At 70.4% G+C, this 22047-nt stretch carries 19 protein-coding genes, 1 tRNA gene and 2 pseudogenes; 9 read left to right on the top strand and 13 right to left on the bottom strand.

Going from position 1 to position 22047, the window contains the following annotated elements:
* Window positions 1-84: 84 nt before the first annotated feature.
* Window positions 85-1848: a TIGR03767 family metallophosphoesterase gene (locus D451_RS0107765; protein ID WP_017534009.1), complete on the bottom strand. Its 1764-nt coding sequence runs from the start codon at window positions 1846-1848 to the stop codon at window positions 85-87.
* 745 nt (window positions 1849-2593) lie between these two features.
* Here D451_RS0107765 and D451_RS0107760 point away from each other — a divergent pair.
* The 3 genes from D451_RS0107760 to D451_RS0107750 all read left to right on the top strand — a co-directional run bounded on the left by D451_RS0107760 (window position 2594) and on the right by D451_RS0107750 (window position 5249).
* A complete protein-coding gene (locus tag D451_RS0107760) occupies window positions 2594-3256 on the top strand; it encodes a hypothetical protein (RefSeq protein WP_152472816.1) in 663 nt (220 codons plus the stop codon).
* A 98-nt stretch (window positions 3257-3354) separates the two neighbouring features.
* Window positions 3355-5073: a hypothetical protein gene (locus tag D451_RS0107755; RefSeq protein ID WP_026124900.1), complete on the top strand. Its 1719-nt coding sequence runs from the start codon at window positions 3355-3357 to the stop codon at window positions 5071-5073.
* 102 nt (window positions 5074-5175) lie between these two features.
* Window positions 5176-5249, top strand: a tRNA-Pro gene (locus D451_RS0107750).
* Between the two features lie 105 nt (window positions 5250-5354).
* On the opposite strand, the pseudogene D451_RS28395 reads toward D451_RS0107750, so the two are convergent.
* From D451_RS28395 to D451_RS28060, 3 genes and pseudogenes are all read right to left on the bottom strand, one after another.
* Window positions 5355-5473, bottom strand: a pseudogene (locus tag D451_RS28395) (IS5/IS1182 family transposase); the annotation flags it as partial.
* 274 nt (window positions 5474-5747) lie between these two features.
* Window positions 5748-6215, bottom strand: a complete 468-nt coding sequence (locus tag D451_RS0107740) for an SAM-dependent methyltransferase (RefSeq protein ID WP_241463298.1) — start codon at window positions 6213-6215, stop codon at window positions 5748-5750.
* Between the two features lie 42 nt (window positions 6216-6257).
* On the bottom strand, window positions 6258-6464 hold the full coding sequence (locus D451_RS28060) for a hypothetical protein (RefSeq protein ID WP_017534005.1): 207 nt from the start codon (window positions 6462-6464) through the stop codon (window positions 6258-6260).
* 27 nt (window positions 6465-6491) lie between these two features.
* On the opposite strand from D451_RS28060, the gene D451_RS0107730 reads away from it, so the two are divergent.
* Window positions 6492-6647, top strand: a complete 156-nt coding sequence (locus D451_RS0107730) for a LuxR C-terminal-related transcriptional regulator (RefSeq protein WP_234305717.1) — start codon at window positions 6492-6494, stop codon at window positions 6645-6647.
* Between the two features lie 59 nt (window positions 6648-6706).
* On the opposite strand, the gene D451_RS0107725 is transcribed toward D451_RS0107730, so the two are convergent.
* Complete coding sequence (locus tag D451_RS0107725; RefSeq protein WP_017534003.1) at window positions 6707-7120, bottom strand: VOC family protein; 414 nt, start codon at window positions 7118-7120, stop codon at window positions 6707-6709.
* Between the two features lie 60 nt (window positions 7121-7180).
* Between D451_RS0107725 and D451_RS28390 the strand changes: the two are divergent.
* Window positions 7181-7688, top strand: a pseudogene (locus D451_RS28390) (transposase); the annotation flags it as partial.
* Between the two features lie 52 nt (window positions 7689-7740).
* Here D451_RS28390 and D451_RS0107715 read toward each other — a convergent pair.
* The 7 genes from D451_RS0107715 to D451_RS0107685 all read right to left on the bottom strand — a co-directional run bounded on the left by D451_RS0107715 (window position 7741) and on the right by D451_RS0107685 (window position 14806).
* Window positions 7741-8550, bottom strand: a complete 810-nt coding sequence (locus D451_RS0107715) for an ABC transporter ATP-binding protein (protein ID WP_017534001.1) — start codon at window positions 8548-8550, stop codon at window positions 7741-7743.
* Complete coding sequence (locus D451_RS0107710) at window positions 8547-9614, bottom strand: FecCD family ABC transporter permease (protein WP_017534000.1); 1068 nt, start codon at window positions 9612-9614, stop codon at window positions 8547-8549. The genes D451_RS0107715 and D451_RS0107710 overlap by 4 nt, the downstream gene beginning before the upstream one ends.
* Window positions 9611-10630 carry a FecCD family ABC transporter permease gene (locus D451_RS0107705; protein WP_017533999.1) on the bottom strand — a complete coding sequence of 340 codons (1020 nt, stop codon included), beginning with the start codon at window positions 10628-10630 and terminating at the stop codon, window positions 9611-9613. The genes D451_RS0107710 and D451_RS0107705 overlap by 4 nt, the downstream gene beginning before the upstream one ends.
* Window positions 10627-11673: an ABC transporter substrate-binding protein gene (locus D451_RS0107700; protein WP_017533998.1), complete on the bottom strand. Its 1047-nt coding sequence runs from the start codon at window positions 11671-11673 to the stop codon at window positions 10627-10629. The genes D451_RS0107705 and D451_RS0107700 overlap by 4 nt, the downstream gene beginning before the upstream one ends.
* Window positions 11674-11950: 277 nt before the next feature.
* Window positions 11951-13126: a PrsW family intramembrane metalloprotease gene (locus tag D451_RS0107695; protein WP_017533997.1), complete on the bottom strand. Its 1176-nt coding sequence runs from the start codon at window positions 13124-13126 to the stop codon at window positions 11951-11953.
* Entirely contained in the window at window positions 13123-13716 is a 594-nt protein-coding gene (locus tag D451_RS0107690) for a hypothetical protein (protein WP_026124899.1), read from the bottom strand. Before D451_RS0107690 ends, D451_RS0107695 begins: the two co-directional genes overlap by 4 nt.
* Before the next feature lie 157 nt (window positions 13717-13873).
* A complete protein-coding gene (locus D451_RS0107685) occupies window positions 13874-14806 on the bottom strand; it encodes an MBL fold metallo-hydrolase (RefSeq protein ID WP_193789601.1) in 933 nt (310 codons plus the stop codon).
* A 142-nt stretch (window positions 14807-14948) separates the two neighbouring features.
* Here D451_RS0107685 and D451_RS0107680 point away from each other — a divergent pair, with 142 nt between their 5' ends.
* The 4 genes from D451_RS0107680 to D451_RS0107665 all read left to right on the top strand — a co-directional run bounded on the left by D451_RS0107680 (window position 14949) and on the right by D451_RS0107665 (window position 20515).
* Complete coding sequence (locus tag D451_RS0107680) at window positions 14949-16823, top strand: PQQ-binding-like beta-propeller repeat protein (RefSeq protein WP_234305716.1); 1875 nt, start codon at window positions 14949-14951, stop codon at window positions 16821-16823.
* A 38-nt stretch (window positions 16824-16861) separates the two neighbouring features.
* A complete protein-coding gene (locus D451_RS0107675; RefSeq protein WP_017533993.1) occupies window positions 16862-18652 on the top strand; it encodes a hypothetical protein in 1791 nt (596 codons plus the stop codon).
* Window positions 18653-18681: 29 nt separating this feature from the next.
* Complete coding sequence (locus tag D451_RS0107670; protein WP_017533992.1) at window positions 18682-19419, top strand: maleylpyruvate isomerase family mycothiol-dependent enzyme; 738 nt, start codon at window positions 18682-18684, stop codon at window positions 19417-19419.
* Window positions 19420-19534: 115 nt separating this feature from the next.
* Window positions 19535-20515 (top strand): phosphotransferase enzyme family protein, encoded by a 981-nt coding sequence (locus D451_RS0107665; protein WP_017533991.1) that lies wholly within the window; start codon window positions 19535-19537, stop codon window positions 20513-20515.
* Here D451_RS0107665 and D451_RS26335 read toward each other — a convergent pair.
* Window positions 20467-21993, bottom strand: a complete 1527-nt coding sequence (locus D451_RS26335) for a phosphatase PAP2 family protein (protein ID WP_081616059.1) — start codon at window positions 21991-21993, stop codon at window positions 20467-20469. The two genes, D451_RS0107665 and D451_RS26335, sit on opposite strands and share 49 nt — an antisense overlap.
* Window positions 21994-22047 lie beyond the last annotated feature (54 nt).

Genomic DNA, 22047 nt, shown 5'->3' with positions numbered 1-22047 from the left:
CTCAAGGCTTCGAGTCGCCGATGTCGGTGACGGGCCCGGGGCCCCGCCCGGCCGGGTTCCGAGGTCCGGCCGGACGGGGAGGTCTCACCGTGCCGGATGGTGCGCGGCGACCAGGAGTTCGACGTTGCGGTCGGCCTCCGAACCGAGGTTGGCGGCGTCGGCGTACAGGTCGTTGACCGACAGCTCTCGGTACAGCGACGCCAGACCGGCCTGCGAGTAGTCGCCGTGGTCCACCTGATAGGGGCTGTCGGCCTCCAACAGGGTGGTGAACAGTGACATCGTCCCGTCGGCGTTGTCCACGATCTCGATGCAGCGGGCCATCTGCGGGTGGTCGATGTGAGAGGCGGTGTTGATCTCCCAGAAACCGCGTTCGGGGCTGCTGGAGGTGTGCGCACGCACCTTGTTGTAGTGGGTGTGCCCGTTCACCCAGGCCAGCACGTTCGGGTAGCGCTTGAGCATGGTGACGAGGATGTCGCCGATGTAGCGCAGCTCGGCCGGGCGGCGACGGTCCGGGAGCGGGTTGGTCATCGTGTCGCTGGTGTGATGGCTGAACAGGACGAACAGCTCGTCGGTGACCTGCTGGGTCCGGCGCCGTCCGAGCAGGTCGTAGTAGACCGAGCTCGACGCGCGCAGGGTCCGCTCCAGCCAGTCGTACTGGGTCTTGCCGATGGACCCGTTGGCCAGGCCGGCCAGGGTGGTCGTGTCCATGCTGATCCCGGTGACGCCCTCGGCGATGGGGAAGGTGTAGAAGCAGTCGACCCCGTCGGCGTTGGCCTCGGTGAAGCCGTGCCCCACCGGCCCGGGGCCGGTGTTGGCCTCGCTCAGGTGGGCGGCGACGAACCCCTTGGTGTCGAAGGGCATGCGCCGCTCGTCGGGGGTCACGGTGGAGGTGATGGACGAGGCCTTGACCGTTCCGGGCTCCTCCAACCGCTCGACCTCGTCGGGAAGCTCGCCGACCTGGTCGGGTTCGGTCATGGCGGCCGCGGCCTGCTCGGTCACCCGGTCGTCGGCGAACATGATCTTGCGGTCGCCGATGAAGCAGTCCGTGAGGCTTCCGACGGGCAGGGTGCCGGACGGGGTGTTGTCGTGGTTGCCGATGGTGCAGTACCAGGGGACGTCCAGCCCCGGGCTGTGGAACTCGGAGGTGGCCGCGTCCAGGAAACCGGGCAGGTGGGGGAAGAAGCCTCGGGACTTGTACCGGTCGCCGCGCTCGCTGTCGGGATGCCAGTACAGGTCGGAGCCGCAGTTCTGCACGCCCTCGTAGCCGGACGGATCTCCGGTGTTGGGGGTGATCGACCCTCCGTTGAGGATCGCCATGAGCCATTCGAGCTCGATCTGCTCGTGATTGTCGGTGTTGTCGCCCGTGGTCATCATGAAGTCGAAGGGACGTCCGGTGACGGGACCGGCACGCAGGGAGTTGACCCTGGCGACCAGGGCCGAGGCGCCGAGCGGGGCGAGCGTCTCCTGGGGGCGGTGGGCACTGGATCCCAGGATCGGGTGGGTGTACTCGAAGCGCACCGGGCTCTGGGCGTCCATGATGTGCAGGTCGGTGAACTGGACGAAGGCCGCCAAGGGGGTGCGGCGGTCGTCGCGGTCGGAACGGGCCGTCACCAGGTCCTCGCGGACCTCGATGGGCCATCCGGGGCCGGAGGTCAGCAGTCGGTAGCCGTCGCCGACGGGGGTGGCGACCTCGGCGAGGGTGGTGCCCTCGGGGGCGACGACCCGGTCCAGGGTGCGGCGGAGGAGTCGGTCGTGAGTGGCGGCCGAGACGGGAGGGGCGCTCAGCCCCAGGGCCGCCAGGCCCACCGCCGAGCTCAGGAGAAATCCACGCCGGTTGAAGGAGGCCATGCGTGTGGTGTGTCCTTTCGGCCCGATGCGGGCCTTGCGGGGTGCGGGGTGGACCCTATTGAAGGTCACCGGGATCGCCGGGGCAACGGGGGAGAGGGGCATCGGTCCGGGGGCGCGGAGGGAGGGGGCGGGCCCGGGTGGGTACGATGCCGGGTTCGGCTCTTTCCGGGAACGGGGGGCCGCGGCGAGGTCGTCCCGTCGTGCCGTCGGGCCGTCCACCTGCGGGTCGACGCGGGGCCTCGGCTCGTTCTCCGGGCCCTTCCCGAGCCTTCATAAAGATGAAAAGATCTCACGTTTGGCCGGATGCGGCCATCCTCATGCCGTTCTCGGCACCCCGACCGGTAGGGGCGCTCCGGAAGCGTTCACGGCCCGAGGGGGTCACGTGTCGGGTGGGAGAGCCGGTGAACGGGGCCGGACCGTGACGTGGTCGGGCGTTCCCTGGCACACTGTTCCGGCGTTCGAACCCGGAATCGATGGACGGACGCGAAGGAGACGGGGGACAGATGAGAACGAAGACGGATACCGGACCGAACCCGGGGGCGAGAGAGTGAACGGGTACCCGCCACAGGGAGGGTGGGGCGGTCACCCCGGCCCGCGACCCCCACAGCATCCGCAGTACCCGCCACATCCTCAGCAGTCGCAGCAGCAATGGGGTCCGCCCTCGCCGGGGCCGCCGCACGGATACGCGTGGCCGCCCGGCCACGGGCAGCCGTCGTACCACGGGCGGGCGCCGCAGCACGTGGCGGTGGAAGGGCTGCCGCAGGGGTGGGATCGTGTCTCCCCCGAATGGCCTCTGCCGGGAGAGCCGGGCACACAGGCCTTCCACCCCTCAGGGGGAGCCGGTACCTATCTGCGTTACCTGTTGGCGTTCAGCCCGCTCCTGGGGGTGTTCTTCGTCGTCTTCCTGCTCCTCGGCTCGATCCTCTTCGAGACGATCGCCTCCGGGACGGGGATGACCGGCGGGATCGTCGTCGGGGCCATCGCCACCCTCTGCCTCGCGGTCACACCCGTGATCAAGACCAGGAGGATGATCCGCGGCACCACCGTCCTGACCTCCCCGGTCGGGGTGGAGCTGCGCGACCACATCGGGTTCCAGGTCCGGCTGCGCTGGCCGGACATCGTCCAGATCGATCGGACGCTCGACCGGATCTCGGCCGGCAGGGGGGTCGAGGTCGGCGGAAAGAACGTCCAGGTCAAGGACCTGGGGTCACGCGGCCTCATCGGGTGGGGAGAGCGCGTCGTGCCGGATCAGGCCGCCCGGATGCGTCAGGTGTTCGCCGCCCAGCCCCGGCACCCCCGCACCGGGGCCGAGCTGGTCGCGATCTCCTTCCAGTCCGCCGGACCGGACGGATGGGACAACCCCCTCGTGTTGGAGGCCCGCCGTCACCGCCCGGACCTGTTCGGCTAGTTTCGTCCTCGAATGTTCGGGGCGCCCCGGGATCCCTTCCCGGGGCGCCCTTTCGGGGTCTGTGCCGAACACGAACGAGATGAGAAAAGGTGAGAACGGTGACGGGTAAGGCCCGTGAGGATGGTGGAGGGCCGTTCCGGCCCGGGCCCGTGCCCGTGTGGATCGGCGCGGGGCTACTGGTCGGCGCCCTGCTATGGCTCGTGACGATGTCCGTGGTCCGGGGAGGGTGGCTCGAAGCCTCCGGCGGCTCCCTCTGGTGGACGGCCGTCCCCTTGGCGGTCCTGATCCTGAGGGGCGGGATGAGATGGAGACGCCACCACCTCTACCCTCCCTCCGTCCCCGTGTATCTCGTCTGGATGTCCCTGGCCTGCCTGCTCGCTCTCTACCTGGTGTGGAGCGCCTTCCCCGAGGGGCTCTTCAGCGGGACCACTCCGGAAGGGCGAGCGGTCCTCGCCCGGCCGGACGACGCGCACGTGTGGCTGGTGGTCTGCGCCGTGGCCCTGGGGTGTCTTCTCATGCTCGCCGGTGGTCGGCGGTTCGAGCCGAGGCCGGCCCGGAGGTTCCTGCCGATGGTCGGGATCGGGGCCGTGGCGGTCGTCCTCGTCGGGGTGTCGCTCGCCCGGTTCGTCGTCCCCTGGGTGCCGCATCGCGTCGCCGGTGACCTCGGGGAACCCGAGGCGATCCCGGCCACGGTCTCCGGCGTCGGTTGGGAGTGGCGTCCGCCCCGAGGGCAGGAGATCCGCGCCGTCGAGGTCTGGGATCACGGGCCGCTCGTTCTGTTGTCCGACGGGGTGACCGCGTTGGACGGGGCGAGCGGGGCCGAGAGGTGGTCCTATCTGCGCCCCAACGATCCGGTCGATGAAGTGTGGACACGCGATGGTCGTGTGCACGTACGCCACCTGGTGGGCGAGACCGAGGACGGCGAGGACCCGCGTGCCACGGATGTGCTGGACCCGGCCGACGGGAGGGTCGTCGAGGTGCGGGGCGACCTCGTCCCTCCTCCTCGGGAGGGGTCCTACGGGGAATGGGACCTGGAGATCCTCGCGGAGATCTCCGACCTCCCCGAAGACTGCACGGTCACCGGCGTGCTGAACCACGGACCTCTCATCATCGGGACCGTCGGTTGCCCGGACGAGGACGGGGAGCTCTTCGAGAACGCGGTCAGGGCGAACGACCCCTTCGGGTGGGAGGGGACCGGTGTGGACGCCCGGCTCGTGGCGGTCGACCGGGAGGAGGAGATCGAGCTCTGGACCCGCGAGTGGAGCGTCCCGCCCGGTGAGGAGGGTCCCCGGCAGAAGACGGTCCCGGAACCGGGAGAGGGTCACGTGGTCGTGCTGGAACGCGGCCCCGAGGGCAGGACCCTGGTGCTCGACGCGGAGACCGGTGAGGACCTCGTGGTCCTTCCCGAGGAGCACGCCTACAGCGCGGACCTCAGGGGGGTGGTGGCGGCCGACGCGAACGGGGCCGTGATCGCCCGTGAGACGGGAGAGTTGGAGACCACCTTCCACCGGATCGACCCCTCCGGAGAGGTCACGGGCACGGCCGTGGTCGAGGGGGTCTACCTCCACGACATCACCATCGGCGGGTCGTCCATCGCGGTACTGGAGGACGCCCTGGCCTTCGTCGGTGCGCGGGACTACCTGGGCGAGTCCGGTTACACCCTGGTCGCGCCCTTCGGGGAGACCGTGGGTTGGGAGAGCCCGACCATGATGTTCTCGGAAGGCCGCGCGGCCTCGGAGGCGATCGCCGTCCCGGGAGCTCTCGTGGCGGTCGCCCGGGACGGGGGGTCCGAGCGCTTGGAGGGATGGACCCCCTGATCCGGTCCCGGGCGCCGGCGCGGCCTCGCCGATGTTCGTCGGGCCCGGGAAATGCGATAGAGTCTGAGCTGTTGGTCGCGCCGGAGACGGCGGATCGGCGCACGGGACGTAGCGCAGTTTGGCAGCGCACTTGACTGGGGGTCAAGGGGTCGTGGGTTCAAATCCCGCCGTCCCGACAGAGAAGTAGCAGGTTGTAGAGAGGTCCACCATCCGGTGGGCCTCTTTCCGCGTCTCCGGGGGCATCACCCCACGTCACGCAGATTGCGTTCCTCGCGGCCACCTACCTCACGATCGCCGTGTCTGCGTCGACCGCCGCCCTGAGGACGCGTGAGCGCCCCGGCGCCACCCGCTGGAACAGCTCCCACGGCTCATCCGGAACAAGGCCTTCGACCATCGACACACGGCCAGGCCATCGAGCATCCAAATGAGATGAACTCTGAGCAGGTGGAACGAGAAATTTCGCTACAGCACGCGGAACAGTTCCAATGACGACTCTCGTCTCCCGACCCGGTGACGCGCCATCGAACAGGTTCACATCCTGAACGCGGAATCGGGCCTTGGACCCTGCATCGCCGCTTGGCTCTTCAAGGTGCTCCTGTTCGTGTGAGCATCACCGAGTCCTCGCCTGGCAAGGGGGAGATGCAATGGTAGGGGGCTCACGCCTTTTTCGGTGACTACCGGGATTGGATTGTTCGCCAGTAGTCGGACATGAGTTCCTTCGACCATTGCGGTTGGGAGACAGTGCCGCGTGGTGCGAACTCGAGCATGTAGGGCTTGATGTCCAGAACCGGGGTCCGATCGATCGCGTCGAGACCTTCGACCGTGACGCTCAGGTTCTGGACGTCGACGATTCGCACGGTGGTAACGCCGATGCGGTTGGGGCGGTTCTTGCCCCGCTGGGCGAAGATACCGACCTTCGGCCATGACTCGTTCCCCCGAGGGTGCCGGGCTCCGGTCGTGATCTTCTCAGTCGGGACGCGGTCGAACCAGTAGACGATCACCGCGTGGCTGAATGCGTCGAGGCCCTGGAGCGCCTCGGGGGAGAAGGTGTCGCCGTCGAGGTGGATGGTCGTCGCTTCCGCGTCCCAGGCGTCGTCGGTGGCATCCGTCCGTGTGCTGTGCACGAAGCCGATGGGGGTCAAGTGAATCGACATGTCTTGTCCTGCCCTTCTCTTTCGACCTTGTCAGAATATGAGCGCCAGGAGCCCTGACGTGAGTGCGGCGACGAACAAGGTGTTGAAGATCGTGGTGCCGAGTCCCCCTCGAAGACCGAAGGGGACGTCCCGGTCGTTGCAGAGGCCGCGACCGGGGAAGAAGTGCTCCGGCAGGTCCAGCGCCATCGCCCCGATGCGGTGCTCCTCGACCTCGACATGCCCGAAGGCGGGCGCCACATCGACAACGAGCTCTTCGTCCAGGTGATGACCTCATACAGCCCACTGACCGAACGCGAACACGACGTCCTCGAATGCACCCTGAAGGGGCTCACCATCGTCCAGACGAGCGAGACCCTTCACCTGCCGACCGGGGCGGTGCGGGACCACCTCTTCAGCGCCGTCCAGAAGACCGCCACGTAGACGCGTCGGGAAGGTCGCCCGCTACGCGCGCGAGAAGAATTGGATATGACGGGCGTAACTCAGGGCTCGGCAGTCTTATCCCTAGCCACGAGCTCGACTTCGAACCCGTCCGGATCCTCCAGATACGCCACATGCCGATCAGGCCCGGCCGCATGGGGGTGCCGATCGGCGAACATCAGCGTCCACCCCTGGCCGGCCGCCTTGCGTACCAGCGACTCCACCTCGTCGGCGGTGTTCACGTGAAAGGCGAGATGGTTCAACCCGGCGCGCTTGCGGTCATGCTCGCCTCGTACCGCGGGACTCGCCTCAAGCACGATGTAAGTGGCCCCGAGCCTGTAGCTGACACCCCGCCCCCAGCGCTCGTATTCCTCGTAGCCCAGAGCCGGCAGCAGCCATCCGAGGCTGTGCTCGGCGGTGTCGAGTTCGCGTACCCACAGCTCGACATGATGTAAAGCGCCGTGGCTTGCGTTCATCGGATTCCTTCCCCTGTACGCAGTAACCGGTGAACCAAGGGTTCATCTCATTCGTGGGAGCTGTTCCAGCGGGTGGCGCCGGGGCGCTCACGCGTCCTCAGGGCGGCGGTCGACGCAGACACGGCGATCGTGAGGTAGGTGGCCGCGATCGTCTTCGTGTCCACGTCCGGCCGCGCCTGGGCGCAGCTTCCGCCGGTGTTCGGTCTGTCCGGGGCCACCGCGCACCGGTGCTTCATCGAGTGGTTCCAGGCCCGGGCCCAGGCCGAGCCGCACCGGCTGGTCCTGGACGAAGTCGGTGCCCGTGGTCGGTGTGGACTGGTCTCGGTGGGTGATCGACCCGGTCAATATGCGGGCCCTCCAAGGGGGGAGTTGACAGGTCCGAATCCTGTAGACCGGGGTGAGAATGGGTCGAAGGTCCACTTGATCACCGACCGGGCCTGTATGTCCTTGTCCGTGGCGGTCTCGGGGGTCAACGTCCACGACCCGCAGCCTTTGGTTCGGGGGCCCTCCGGTCCTGCACCGCCGTGGGCCACGGCGGTGCAGGCCTTCCAAGTCGCACGGGGACAAGGACAACGAGCTCTAAAGGGGGCGCCCAGGTGAACGCCCTTCCTTCGCCTGCGTCAGGGACGCACGGTGCGCTGGGGGACGATCACCGGGGTGCCCGACACCGGGTCGGTGAGCACCGTCGCCTCCACGGAGAACACCTCGCGCAGCAGTTCCTCCGTCACCACCTCGGCCGGCGGCCCTTGGGCGACGATCCGTCCCGCCCGCATGGCCACGATGTGGTGGGCGTACCGGCAGGCCAGGTTGAGGTCGTGCAGCACCATGACCACGGTGCTGCCGCGTTCGCGGTTGAGGTTGGAGACCAGCTCCAGCACGTCCAGCTGATGCGCCATGTCCAGGTAGGTGGTGGGCTCGTCCAACAGCAGCAGGTCGGTGCGCTGGGCCACCGCCATGGCGATCCACACCCGCTGCCGCTGGCCGCCGGACAGTTCGTCCACGTCACGGTCGGCGAACCCGTCCGTTCCGGTCGCCCGGAGCGCGTCCTCCACGGCCTCGTGGTCGTCCTCGCCCCACTGGCGCCACCAGCTCTGGTGCGGGTGGCGGCCCCGGGAGACCAGGTCCCGGACGGTGATGCCCTCGGGGGCGGTGGGGGACTGGGGCAGCATCCCCAACACCCGGGCGACCTCGCGCGAGGGGGTCTTGGCCAGGTCCTTTCCGTCCAGGAGCACCGAGCCGCCCGAGGGCTCCAACAGCCGGGACAGGCCGCGTAGCAGCGTGGACTTGCCGCAGGCGTTGGCGCCCACCACGGTCGTGACCAGCCCGTCCGGGATCCGTACGGACAGCCCGGGTACGACGGGGTCACCGCCGTACCCCAAACGGACGTCACGTGCCTCCAGACGGGCGGTCCGGCTCTCGGCGTCGGTCATCGGGCGGTACCTCTCGATCCACGGCGTCGCTGCAACAGGTACAGCAGGTACGGGGCGCCGACCAGCGCGGTGAGCACGCCGACCGGAAGCTGCACGGGCAGCGCGGTGCGCGCCACGGTGTCGGCGATCAGCACCAGGGCGGCGCCGGTCGACGCGGACAGCAGGGGTGGGATGTCGGGGACGGCGGCTAGCCGTCGCGCGACCTGCCCCGATACCAGGGCGACGAAGGCCACCGGCCCGGCCGCCGAGGTCGCGAGCGCCGCCAGGCACACGGACACCAGCAGGAGCGTCGCCCGGGCCCGGCCGGTGCGCACACCCCAGCCGACGACCACGTCGTCCTCGAAGAGCAGGGCGCGGTTGGTGTGCGCCAGCACCAGAGCGGTGGGCAGTAGGACCGCCAGGCCGAGGGCGACCGGGACGGCGTCCTCCCACGAGCGGGTGTTCAGGCTGCCGGTGAGCCAGACCGCCGCGCGCTGCGCGTCGTGCACGTCCACCACGGTCAGCAGGTACTGCGTGAACCCGGTCAACGCCGCCGACAGGGCGATCCCGACCAGGAGGAGCCGCCGTCCCCGTAGGGAATCGCCTCGGGCCAGCAGGAAGATCAGCGCGGCCGCGCCCAGCCCTCCGGCCAGGGCGGCCACCGGGATCGGGACGACGCCCACGGGCCCGCCCAGCGTGCCCACGGCGATCACCCCGACGGCCGCGGTGGAGGCGCCCGCGCTGATCCCCAGGACGTCCGGGCTGGCCAGCGGGTTGCGCAGTACGCTCTGGCCGAGCCCGCCCGCCAGTCCGAAGGCCGCGCCGACCAGGATCGCCAGCGCCACACGCGGAAGCCGGACCTCCCGTACCGCGTAGACGGTGTTCTCCGCGCCTCGGCCGTGCAACGCGGCCCACAGGTCCGCGGGCGCGGTCGGTCGATCGCCCAGGCTCAGCGCCACCAGGGCGGAGAGGATCACCAGGACGGCGACGGACAGGGTCGCCACCACCACCCGGGCGCGCGGCCGGGGGCGGGGGAGCAGGTCGAGGGCGCGTGACGGACGGCCCGCGCGTACGGTGGCGGTCACAGGCCACGCTCCTTGGTACGTCGGGTCAACCAGATGAAGAAGGGCGCCCCGACCAGTGCGGTCACGACCCCCACCTGGAGTTCGCCGGGCCGGGCCACCAGCCGTCCCACGACGTCGGAGATCAGAAGGAGCAGCGGGCCGAGCAGTGCGGCGCAGGCGAGCAGTCGTCGGACGTCGCCGCCCACCAGCGCTCGGGCGATGTGCGGGATCACCAGGCCGACGAAGGCGATCGGTCCGGCCAGGGCCACGGCGGTGCCCGAGAGCAGGACCACGGCGGCTCCGGCCAGCAGTCGGGTCCGCATGACCCGGACCCCGAGGGCGGCCGCGGTGTCGTCGCCCAGGGCCATCGCGTTGAGCGAGCCGGACACCACCAGGGCCAGGACGGCGCCCGCGAGCATGAAGGGGACGCTGGGCGGGAGCACCCCGGTCCCGGGCATGGTGAGGGCCCCGACCACCCAGAACCGGTACTGGTCCATGGTCGAGGCGCTGAGCAGCACGGTCGCGGAGATCACGGCGCCGAGGAAGGCGGTGGTGGCCGCGCCGGCCAGGGTCATGTTGACGGGTGTGAGGCCTTCGGGGGAGCGCTGGGCGAACAGGTACACCGCCGCCGTGGCCAGCGCGGCGCCCAGCAGGGCGAGGAGGACCCGTGGGGCGCCCGCGCCGAGACCGAGGAAGGCGCTCCCCGCGACCACGGCGACCGCGGCTCCGGAGGAGATGCCCAGTAGCCCGGGGTCGGCGAGGGGGTTGCGGGTCACGGACTGGGCGAGCACCCCCGCCATGCCCAGGCTCGCGCCCACGAGCAGGCCCAGGAGGGTCCGGGGGAAGCGCATCTCCCAGATGACGGTGGCGGCGATGCCCTCCCGGCCGAAGATCCCTTGGAGGGTCTCGACGGGGGAGAGGACGCGCGTGCCCACGGCGAGGCTGACCAGGAAGGCCACGATCAGTAGGACGAGGGCGCCGAGGAGGACCGCGCCGGTGTGCGCGGTCCTCCTCGGCGCGAGGGATCGGGGTGTCACCGGAGGCTGTCGGCGATCTCGGTCAGATCGTCCAGAACGTGTTCGGCGCCGGTCACGCCCAGGCCCAGGTACCAGGTCTCGTCGGGGATCTCGCGGACCAGGCCGTCGTCGGCGACGGCGGGGACCCGGTCCCAGAGGGGGCCGTCCACCACGGCGGCCTGCTCGGTCGCGTCGGCCTCGCCGTAGGTGCCCCAGAGCACCCAGTCGCCTTCGGCCAGGGTGATCTCCTCGGGGGAGATCTCCAGGGCGAGGTCGTCGATGTCCTCGGCCTCGGGGCGCTTCAGGCCCACGTCCTGGAGCAGGACACCGATGAAGGAGTCGTTGCCGTACAGGCGGGTGCGGCCGGCCATGAAGCGGAGCATGGACACGGTGGGGACCTCGCCCCCGTTGGCCTCGACGATGGCGTCACCGACCTCGCCCGCGCGCTCTTCGTAGGCGTCGAGGAGTTCGCGGGCCCGCTCCTCCTCTCCCAGGGCGTCCGCGTTCAGCAGGAAGTTCTCCTTCCAGAGCACGCCGGGGCGGGGCGCGAGAACGGTCGGGGCGATCTCCTGGAGGCTCTCCTTCAGACCGTCGTCGTCGATCCGGAGCGTGGTGCCCAGGATGAGGTCGGGCTCGAGGTTCTTGATCTGTTCGAGGTCGAGAGCGTCGTAGGCGCCCAGGTCCACCGCGTCGCCGACCTCCAGGTAGTCGGGGGCGATCCCGGCGTCGGCGGGGTGGGCGATCCCGACCGGTTCGATGCCGAGGGAGAGCACGTTGTCCAGTTCACCGGTGTCGAGGACGATGACCCGCTCGGGCTTGGCCGGGATCTCCGTCGGTCCGACCTCGCCGTTGGCGACGAGGTTGTCCACGACGCGGGGGAACTCGCCGGGGGCGGCGTCCGTGCCGAGCCGTTCGGAGAGCTCGCGCACGTCCTGGAAGCCCTCCTGTCCGGTGGCCACGTTCGACCGGTTGTCCCCGGTGCCGGAGGTCTCGGTGGTGCCGCAGCCGCTGAGGAGGAGTGCTCCCGCCACGAGGACCGTGGTGGCGGTGGTGAGTCTGGACAAGGGAATCCTCTGATCGCTGATGGTGTCGCCGCGGGCGATCTCCCCGAGGGGTCGAAGGCGGGGCGTGGGCGGTGTCGGCCGCGCACGGGGCCCGTGGTGTCGGTGGTATCGGAGCGCACAGCGATGCCGAAATGCCTGAAGAACACCATTGCGCCCGATTTAGGTAAAGCTAACCTATGAGCCGCGTTCGTGGCCACTCGGGGCGCAGGTCGGAGGGGTGGGGATACGACGAGGCCCCCGGTCGGCACCGGGGGCCTCGTCGGTGTTCGGAGGCGGCTCATTCGCCGAGCACGGGCTCCGGCCGGGGCGGCGGGTGGTACTCGACCGCCCTCTCCTCGGCGAACGCGACCATCTGTCGTTGCCGGTTCCGCGCGGCCGGCCGTTCCGGCACCGGGGTGGCGCGCAGCTCCTTGACGCGTGCCCGACGACCGGCCAGGGCCATCGCGGAGGAACGTCGCATCCCCAGCTCGTCACCGGCCTCGGCCAAGGCCCGTCGGACCCGGGAACGGTAGGTGTGGCGGGCGACGAGGTAGACGGTCACGGCCGTCAGGAAGATGAGCAGCCCCTTGAACAGGATTCCCGAGACCGAACCCAGCAGCGGTGCGTCGAAGAGCCAGTGCAGGACGATCGCCAACAGCAGGAGCAGGGTCGCCTGGGCCGTCCGGCGACCTTCGGGGCGCCAGGAGGCCGCCGCGACCAACCCCACCGCGGCTCCCGCCACGGCCGTCATCGCCCAGTGCGAGCCCAGCCCGGTGAGCACCACCCGGAGGAAGAAGGACTGCACGATGGCGACGACACCGTCGATACCGCCCCTCATGACGATCATGTTCAGCGAGTAGGTGAGGTCCTCCACCAGCTGAAAGCCCAACCCGACGAGAGCGCCGACGATGAAGCCGTCGATGGGGCTGCGGATCGCCTTCGGCAGGAGGACCGCGATGAGCACGATGCCGACGACCTTGAGCAGCTCCTCGTTCAACGGCGCGGTGAGCGCCGCCCCCCACTCGCCGCCGAAGGGCAGGCCGGCGACCTTGTTCCAGATCGACAGCAGGTGGCCGTTGGCTGTCAGGGCCAGGCCGAGGGCCCCGGTCATGCCCCACAGCAGGGCCAGGATCGAGACGGCCATCGTCGGTGCCCGAACCGGTCGGATCCGTCGGAGCACCGCGAATCCCACGACTCCGACCACCGTGAGCAGGACGAACGACAGCGCGGTTTCGCCGGGGAAGACCAGCACCATGCCGAGGAAGCCGTTCACGAACATGCCGAACCCGATCAGGCATCCCAGGCCGAAGACGATCCCGGTGACGATCCTGAGGGGCCGGTGGCGGTCGGTCGCGGGTCCGCGACCGACGCGCGCGGGGCCGCCCTCCTCGTCCTCGCGGGCGGAGGGGCGTGGTCGTGGGACCCTCCCGTCCACGGTGGAGGGCACGTCGGGTTCGGGGCGCGCGTGACTCATGCCCCACCTCCGACACGGTCGAACCGGAGCGTCTGGAGCAGGCGTTCGGCCTCACCCTGACCCGCTCCGGTGGCGGTCGCCTCGATGACGAAGCCCTTGTTGGGCGAGGGGAACAGGGTGGCCGTCCCGGTGTTCCGGTTGCTGTGCATGACGCCGGTCAGCCCTTCGGCGCCCGACGCGGTGGTGACCGGTTGTGGGTCGGTCAGACTCGCGGAGGGGTCCCCGACGCGGACGATGTTGCGCATCCCCTCCCACAGTTCGATGTCCGAGGCCCTCCGCTCGGGGAGGGCCACGTTCAATCGGAGCTGGGTGGAGCCGTGGCCGAGCCGGTAGTTGTCGCCCGCGCTGCTGTCGCCGGGGAAGATCTCCCAGCCCCGGCCGAAGGTCAGCTTCGCCTCGTGCCCCTCGGCCGAGGCGATCGTCATGCTCTGCCCCGCCGCCACGGGGGTGCCGGAGGGGAGGACGGTGTTCACCAGCGCCCATCCGCCGAGCAGGACCACGACCACGGCCGTGGAGACCCCAAGGGGGACCCAGCCGCTCCGTGGCCCTCGGGGTCTGGCGTGTCTCAGTCCTTCGCTCGCCTCGACCATCGTGCCCCCTTCTGTGCGCTCAGGTCATGTCCACCGGTACCAGCGAAACACCGGTGGACCCTCCGCAACGGGAGACAAGAGGCACTTGGCGCACGTTTAAGGTGATTTCACCCAAAAAAGGGGCGATGAGTGACGAACGGTCGAAAGCGCGGCGCCTCTACAGGGTGGTGGCCATGGGGCCGCCGTTCCACGTGACCGTGTCCTGGAGCGCGCCCAACAGATCCATCGGCTCCCCGAGGAGGTCGGCCTGGGCCCGGTGGAGGTTCAACACGATCCGTTCGGCGTCCGCCCACGAGGAGAATTCGCCCAGGTCCAGACCGCGCGCGGCCTCCAGGGGGGCGAGCCCTTCACGTACGGCCTCTCCGGCGGCGTCCAGGACGAACCGGTAGTAGCGCTCGTGGGCGGAGAGGACCTTGTCCAGCTCGGAGGCGCTCAGAAGCGGGCCGTGACCGGGGACGACGTGCTCGGGGACGAAGGAGGCCACCCACTCCAACGAACGCAACGAGCCCTCGAGGGAGCCCATGAACGCCAACGGGGTCAGACCGTGGAAGATCAGATCGCCGGTGAACAACACCCGCTCCCCGGGGAGCCAGGCCACCACGTCCCCGGATGTGTGGGCCGTGTATCCCGGGTGGAGCAGGTCGATCCGGCGTCCTCCCGTGTGGAGGGTGAGCGCACGATCCAGGGTCACCCCGGGAAGCCTGCGGGTGACGTCGCCCCAATCCGGCTGCGGCGTCCACACCGGTGGAAGATGTTCGAAGAGCGGGTCGCGCGCGAGCGCCTCCCGCATGGAGGTCTGTCCGATCAGGACGGTGCTCTCGGGCAGCAGACTGTTGCCGTAGGTGTGGTCGCCATGCTGGTGGGTGTTGAGCGCCCAGCGGATCGGCGCGCCACCGGTGGCGACGTCCAGCGCGTCGAGGAACCTGCGGGTGCGGGTGGCGGTCGCGCACGTGTCGACCACCAGGACCCCCTCGTCGCCGGCGACGGCGCCCGCGTTGTTCACCCACCAGGTGCCGTCGGGCTGCTCCCAGGCGTAGACGCCCTCGACGATCTCCCGCAGTACCCCGGTGTCCGGTCCGGTCTCCGTCATCGGTCCCACCCCTGTCGTCTCCGCCCGTTCGGGCAGCAGATTAGCCCTCGGCTCCGGGGTTCCGGGGCTGTTCGGGACAATTCGTCGGTCCGCGCTCCCCGGAACGGGGCGATTCCGGGCGCACTGTTAACTTGTAGTCCGCATGGCGGACGATACGGACGAGCAGGGGCGAGTGAACGGCGAGAGCAGGGTCGAAGGCGGCCGGAACGAGTACGAGGGGGCACGGAGCCGGCCACTGGCGGACATCGCGGTCTGGACGGGCCTGGGGGTGGCCTTGGCCGGTGTCGTCATCACCCCGTTCGTCCCTCTCCTGGGCGGTGTGGCGGAGGGGCTGGGCGTCCTCTGGTTCCTGGCCCTGGGGATCGGCGCCGTCATGCTGTGGAGCGGGGCCGTGGACGCCCGCGCGAGGAACGCCGGGACGGTCGAGCGCGGACGCCCGATCGCCGGTGAGTTCCTGGCCGTGGCGGTTCTGCTCGTCGGAGCCTGCCTCCTGCTCTTCCCGGACGAGGCGGTCCTGCCCTTCGCCGACGAGGAGTGGCGGCCCTCCGCTCTGGCGGTGTTCCAGTACGCGGTTCTGGTCCTGCTCACGGTGTGTCTCCTCGTGCTGGGTCTGACCGGACGCCGGCCCGAGAGACTCTCCCGATCACGTCGGCCCCTGACGGTCGTCGCGGGGGCGTTGAGCACGGCGCTGATCGGGGTCGCGGCGGGGTACACGAGCCTGTCTCCGTTGGTCGAACACACACGTGCCGAGGCCGGAGAGTCTCTCTCGGTCCCCTCGGAGGTGTCCCAGGTGGGATGGGAGTGGACGCCGGGTGAGGAGAGACGGATCATTGGGATCTCTAGAGGGGTTCGCGGCCCGATCGTGCGGTTGAGCGACGGCTTCGTCGCCTTGGACGGTGCCACGGGTGAGGAACTGTGGACCTACCGGCGTCCGTATGAGGTCGTGTGGGGGCACCGGGTGATGGGGGAGGGTGCCCGTGCCCGCATGGTGCGGGAGTCACCGGAGGGCGAACGCTTCCTGACCGTGCTGGACACCGCGACCGGAGAGATCATCGCGGAGAGGAAGCACTCCGAGAGCGACGGCTGGGCGGAGATCGATACCTCGTGGGCCTTTGTCCGGGGTGATCTGGAGGTGGAGAGCGAGGTTCGGGAGGGGACAAGGGCCGTCCGCGTCTTGGACCCGGAGACGGCCGAGGAATCGTGGAGGGTCTCCTTGAAGGTCCGGGAGGGGGACTGCTTCCTGGAGGAGATGACCGAGTCAGTGATCCTGGTCGAGGACGTTCTCGTGGCCCCCTACGGCTGTGGGGACGACAGACACCTCCGGCACACGTGGCTGGTCATCGCCCTGGACGTGGTGTCCGGGGACGAGGTGTGGCGCCATGAGCAGGATGCCGAGACGAGCAGATCCGTGCGTGTGCGTCCCGGTGCCGGTCGGTCGCTCGGAGAGGAGACCACGGTGCTCGCGGTCGGTGACGACCTCAACGCTCCGAGAACGTATCTGGACGTCCGTACCGGGGAGGAGATGGCGCTACTCCCCGAGTCCCCGCCGATCGAGGACGAGGAGGCCCGGGAAGGCGTCGACGTCCTTCGGGCGAGCGGTGACGGGGCGATCGTCCTTCGGCCCGTGCCAGGAGGGGAACTCTCGGAAGAGGGCCGCTACGACCTGACACGGACCGACGCCTCCGGATCGGTCCTCGACACCGTGCGGGCGGGCGGTGAGCGGCGCGACCTCTCCTACGACTCCGGGTACGCGATGGCCTTGGGCGAGGACACGGTGCTGATACCCCACCGGGGCCTGGGGATGGAGAACATGGGCGAGCTCGCGTTGCTGTCGGTCCCGCTGGGCGGCGGGCCCGAGGCCGAGAAGTGGATCGAGGTGGCCGAGCCCGGAGCGGCCGGCACCGAGGAATCGAACGAGCACCGTCTGCTCGCGGTTCCGGGTGCCGTGCTCTCCTTCTCCTATCGGACCGACCGCGAGGGACGCGATCGTACCGTCCTGTACGGCCTGGTGCCTTGAGGATGAGTGACGGGCGCAGCGGGAATCGAGGAAGAGCCGTGGCCGAGCGTGGCGGGACGAGTGGAGAGGCCGAAGGCGGATGGCGTCGTGAGGACACGCTCGCCCGGGCCGCCGTCGGCGCGCTCGTGGGCGTGCTGGTGCTCAAGGTGGTCGCTTTCCTCTTTCTGGGAGGGTTCGAAGGGCCCGACGGCCTGTGGTCCGTGGCCTTTCTCATCATGGTGGCCGTGGCGTGGGGGACGGTGCGCCATGGGCGGGACACCATCGCCTCCGAGGGAAGGGATCCGCTGCTCACCCTGTGGCTGAGCGCGGCCCTGGTGTCGCTGGCGGCCCTCACGGTCGTCACCTTTCCGGCCGACGCCTTCCGGCTCATCGAGGAGAGCGGCCGGTCCTTGGCGGAGAGGGACGCGGCCCTGTGGGCGGGGACGGTGGTGTTCACGGTGATCACCGCGGCGCTCCTGGTGGTGGGACGCGCGCCTCGGGGGACGTCCGGGAGGCGCGGAGCGCTCTCGGCGGCGGCCGGCCTCCTCGCCGTGCTCCTGGGAGCCTCGGGGTCGGTGTACGTGAGCTGGTACCGGCCGACCGAGCACACCATCGCCGAACCCGGAGAGCCCGCGGGGTTCCCCGAAGGGGTGAGCCGTCTCGGCTGGAGCCGGGACCTCCCCGAAGGGGTCGAGGTCGAATGGATCGAGGCGGGCGTACGGGGCCCGATCCTGGGGCTGTCCGACGGGGTGACGGCGTTGGACGGGGCCACCGGCGAGGAGTTGTGGACCTTCCGGCGCCCCGACGACACGGGCGTTTCGACCTGGGCGTCCCTGGACGGGACGCGTGCCCACGCGGTGTGGTGGACCGGCGACGGCCGGTTCGGAGAGGAGAGGCTCACCGTCTTCGACGCGGCCACCGGAGAGAGACTCTCGGAGGAGCCGATCCGCGATCACTCCGGGGATCGGCGAGCGGACGATGAACGGTGGTGGCCCCTCTCCGACCTCGAAGCGAGCCTCGAGACGGGAAGTGATGGGGAGCCCGTACTGGAGGCCCGACGGACTGCGAACGATGAGCGGGTGTGGGATCACCCTCTGGCGGAGTCGGACTGCCGCTACGCCCCGGGCGAGGGCGGCGACCTCGTACCGGTCGGGGAGGTGTTCGCGCTCTCGCGTGTGTGCCGGGAGGGGGACGGGGGAGCCCGGGTCCGGGTGACCGCACTGGAGATGGAGACGGGGGAGGAGGCATGGCGTTGGGAGGAGCCTTACGAGGACCACTTCGATCACTCCCGCGTCGCTCTGCGGACGGGGGCGGGGAGGGTCTCCGAAGGGGAGGAGCCCGTTCTCGTCGTCGACTCCTATGGACGCCGGGATCTCCTGAACGCGGTCACCGGTGAGGAGGCGTTCGAGATCTCCGAGAGGGTCGGTCTCGAGGACCCCTCCTCCGCTCGTGTCCTGCGCGCCGACGGAGGCGGCACGATCCTCATGGAGACGGACCGCGACGTCCTGTACCGGACGGATTCTCGTGGAGAACCCGCCGCTACCGCGTGGGTGAACGACGAGGAGCGCGGCCTCCTCGCCCAGAAGCGGAGCGCGGTGGCTCTGAACGAGGAGACCGTGGTGATCCCCTTCGTGGGAGAGCCGGGCGGGGAGACGGAGGGACTCGCGGTGCTGTCGGTCCCGTTGGACGGTGGGTCCGAGGAGGCGGAGTGGATCGAGGTCGCCGGGCCCGGGGACCGGCCGGATGCGTCGGCGAGCGGATGGGATCTACTCCCGGTACCGGGCGCGGTGGTCCTGCACCCCTCCACCGGAGGAGCGGCGATGAACACCGTCTACGGACTGGTGCCCTGAACGTCGTTCCTCGGTGTTAGCGTCCCGCCATGGACACCCCCCGATACCTGACCGCGCTCCGAGAACAGGGCACCGCCCTGGCCGAGGCGGCGGAGGGCCGACTGGACGCGCGCGTGCCCGGCTGCCCGGAATGGACCATGGCCGACCTGGTGTGGCACGTCGGCGAGGTGCACCACTTCTGGCGCACGATCGCCTCCGGTGCCCTCGCCGATCCCGAAGGGTACGAGGCCCCCGAACGCCCCGACGACGACCACCTGACGGAGTGGTACCGCGACGGACTCGCCGAGACGCTCACCGTGCTCACCGCACTCGATCCGGTGGCTCCCCGGTGGACCTGGGCGCCGCGCAAGGACGGCGCGTTCATCCAGCGCAGGATGGCCCAGGAGACCGCGGTGCACGCCTGGGACGCACGGGACGCGGCGGGAGGTCGGGTCCCTCTGCCGGCGGATCTCGCGGCCGACGGGGTCGAGGAGTTCCTCTCCTACTTCCTCGACCTTCGACGGATCCTCGGGCTGCCGGACGACCCGGTGGGGCCGGTGCAGACGGTCCTGTTGATCGCGACCGACACCGGCCACGCCTGGACGGTCGACCACACCGGGTCGGGGTGGAGGTTCGAACATGGCGCCGGCCGGGCCGCTTGTGAGGTCCGAGGAGGTGCCTCCGACCTGCTGCTCGCTCTGTGGCGTCGGACCGGGACCGAGAACCTGGGGATCACCGGGGAGCCGGGCGCCTTCGCCACCCTGATCGCGGCCGCCGAGACCGAGTGAGACCGGGGCGCTCCCCCTCACTGAACGCCTGATGGTGTCCGCCCCGTGAGGGAAAGGGGCGGACACCGCAGGGAGACCCGGGACCTCGGATCGGGGCGCTGTTAACGTCGCGACCATGCGCGACCTTCCCACGGGCTTCGACGAGCGGTGGATCCCGGACGCACTGACGGCCTGGGACATCGACACCGCGACCCTGACCCACGTACCGGTGGGGTTCGGCGACCACCACTGGCGGATCACCGACACCTCGGGGCGGGGGTGGTTCGCGACCGTGGCCGACCTGGAGCACAAGACCTTCCTCGGCGCGGACCCCGAGACCGTGCTCGCCCACCTGGAAGGGGCCATGGACACCGCCGCCCGCCTGCGCGAGGACCAAGGGCTCGACTTCGTGGTCGCCCCGCTGCGCTCGGCCGACGGTTCCACGGTCCGGCCGATCGGTGGGCGTTACGCGCTCAGTGTCCTCCCCTGGGTGGAGGGGGAGTCCGGCGGGTTCGGAGACACCCTGCCCGCCGAACGTCGCGACCGGGTGCTGCTCGCGTTGGCCGAACTGCACCGGAGCGCCCGTCCACGAGAGATCCGGGAGCTTCCGGTGGGGCTGGAGGGCACCGACCTCCTGTTCGCCGCGGCGGCCGACCCGGGCGGGCTCGGCGGCCGGGGCCCCTTCTCCACCCGGGTGGGCGAACTCCTCGCCGAGTACGGGGACGTCCTCATGGAACGTCTGACCGGCTTCGAGCGCAGGGCCGCGGGGGTCGACCGCTCCCGCTCCGTGGTCACCCACGGGGAGCCGCACCCGGGCAATCTGCTCTGGTGCGATGGGCGGCCGCGCCTGATCGACTGGGACACCGTGGGTGTGGCGGTGCCCGAGCGCGACCTGTGGCCGTTCGCCGACGACCCCGAGGCCCTGACCCGCTACACGGAGGGCTCGGGGCTCGCACTCGATCGGGACCTGCTCGATCTGTACCGTCTGCGCTGGGACCTGAGGGACGTGGTGGAGTTCGTGGACCTGTTCGCGGGGCCGCACGAACACGGCCCCGACACCGAACGGGCCTACCGGGGTCTGGGCGAGGTCCTCGCCCGCCTGGAGGACGGGGACTGAGGAACGGACGGGCGGGGGCCGTCGGGTACGAACACCCGGAGCGCCGCCGGCCGTTTGCGGAACGACATGACCCGCGCCCCCTCCAGGATCTCCCCGTCCACGGCGATCAACCGGGGGGAGGAGGGGATCTCCAGGGTCAGGGTCCGATCCGTCCGCTCGACGTAGTCGCCCCCCACGGTCAGAGGGCCGGCCAGGATCTCCGACAGGGCACGGATCCTCGGGAAGGGGCGACGGGCGCACAGGAGGCGCACGTCCAGGGCCCCGTCGTCCAACCGTTCCCGGTGGACCGGCACCCGGGCCCGCGTCCGGTACCGACAGTTGCCCACGAACGCCCACCACACCCGGGCCGGCCGTCCGTCGATCAGGACCGGGGTGGGACGCACCTCCCACAGGTCCCACGTCAGGGCCAGGACGAAGGCGGGCCATTTGCCGACGCGCTTCGCCCACCGGTCACGCCGTTCCACCATCCTGGGGTAGGAACCGAAGGACGACGTGTTGAGGAAGATGTTCCCGTCCACCTCGCCCACGTCCACCCGGGCCAGGCGGCCACCGGCGTAGGCGTCCAACGCGGTGGCCGGTGAAGGGGTGCCCAGGGTCTGGGCGAAGTTGTTCAACGTGCCGGTGGGGAGCACCAGCAGAGGACGGTCGTGGGCCAGCGCCGCGGTCGCCCCGGCGTTGATGGTCCCGTCCCCACCGGCCACCGCGAGGACCGCGCAGTCGCTCGCGGCCCGGTCCAGTATCTCCGGCAGGTCCTCGTCGGGGTCGACGTGAACGATGCGCGCCCGGGGCAGCCTGTCGGCGATCTCGGTTTCGGCGTCCGGGGAGAGGACGGAGAGGGTCCCGTCGGCCGCGTGCGGGTTGAGGACGACCGTCACGCCCTCTCCTTCCGGGTCCACGTCGACGGTCTCCGTCGACGAGGTCTCCGCGCCGGGTTCCTCCTCGTCCAGGGGCGGGAGGACCATACGGGCGAGCAGGGCGGAGGCGGCGCCCACGGCCATGCCCGCCAGGACGTCGCCCGGATAGTGGACCCCGCTGTGGACCCGGGAGAAGCCCACGGCTCCGGCCAGCGCCAGGACGGGGACGGTCAGCGACGGGGGAGAGTCGGTGGAGATCCCGAGCGCGAACCCCGTCGCGGCGGCGGTGTGCCCGGAGGGGAAGGAGGAGCTGGAATAGGAGCGGTAGGGGACGCGCGCCGCGGGGACCGCGGAGGAGTCCGGGCGGCGCCTGCGGACCAGGTGCTTGATCACGGACGAACCGGCGTTGGCAGCCGCCGCGGCGAGGATCGCCCGCGCGGCGGCGCGCCTCAGCCGAGGACCTCCGGTGGCGGCGAGGGTCGCCGAGACCATGACCCAGGGGGCCATGTGGTCGGTGGCCTGGACGAACTTCGGGGCGTAGCCGTCCAACGCGGGGGCGCCCAGACGGGTCACCCGGGCGTAGGCGCGTCGGTCGAGGCGTTGGAGCCGTCGTCGGAGTCTCATGGGTACAGCCTGCTCGTCATCGGCTCCGCCGTCCACGTCCGACGTCGTGATCCT

This window comes from Nocardiopsis alba DSM 43377 (genome assembly GCF_000341225.1).
Taxonomy (GTDB): Bacteria; Actinomycetota; Actinomycetes; order Streptosporangiales; family Streptosporangiaceae; genus Nocardiopsis; species Nocardiopsis alba.
Note: the sequence above shows the minus strand (reverse complement) of the source record. Positions and strands in the feature narration are given on the sequence as shown.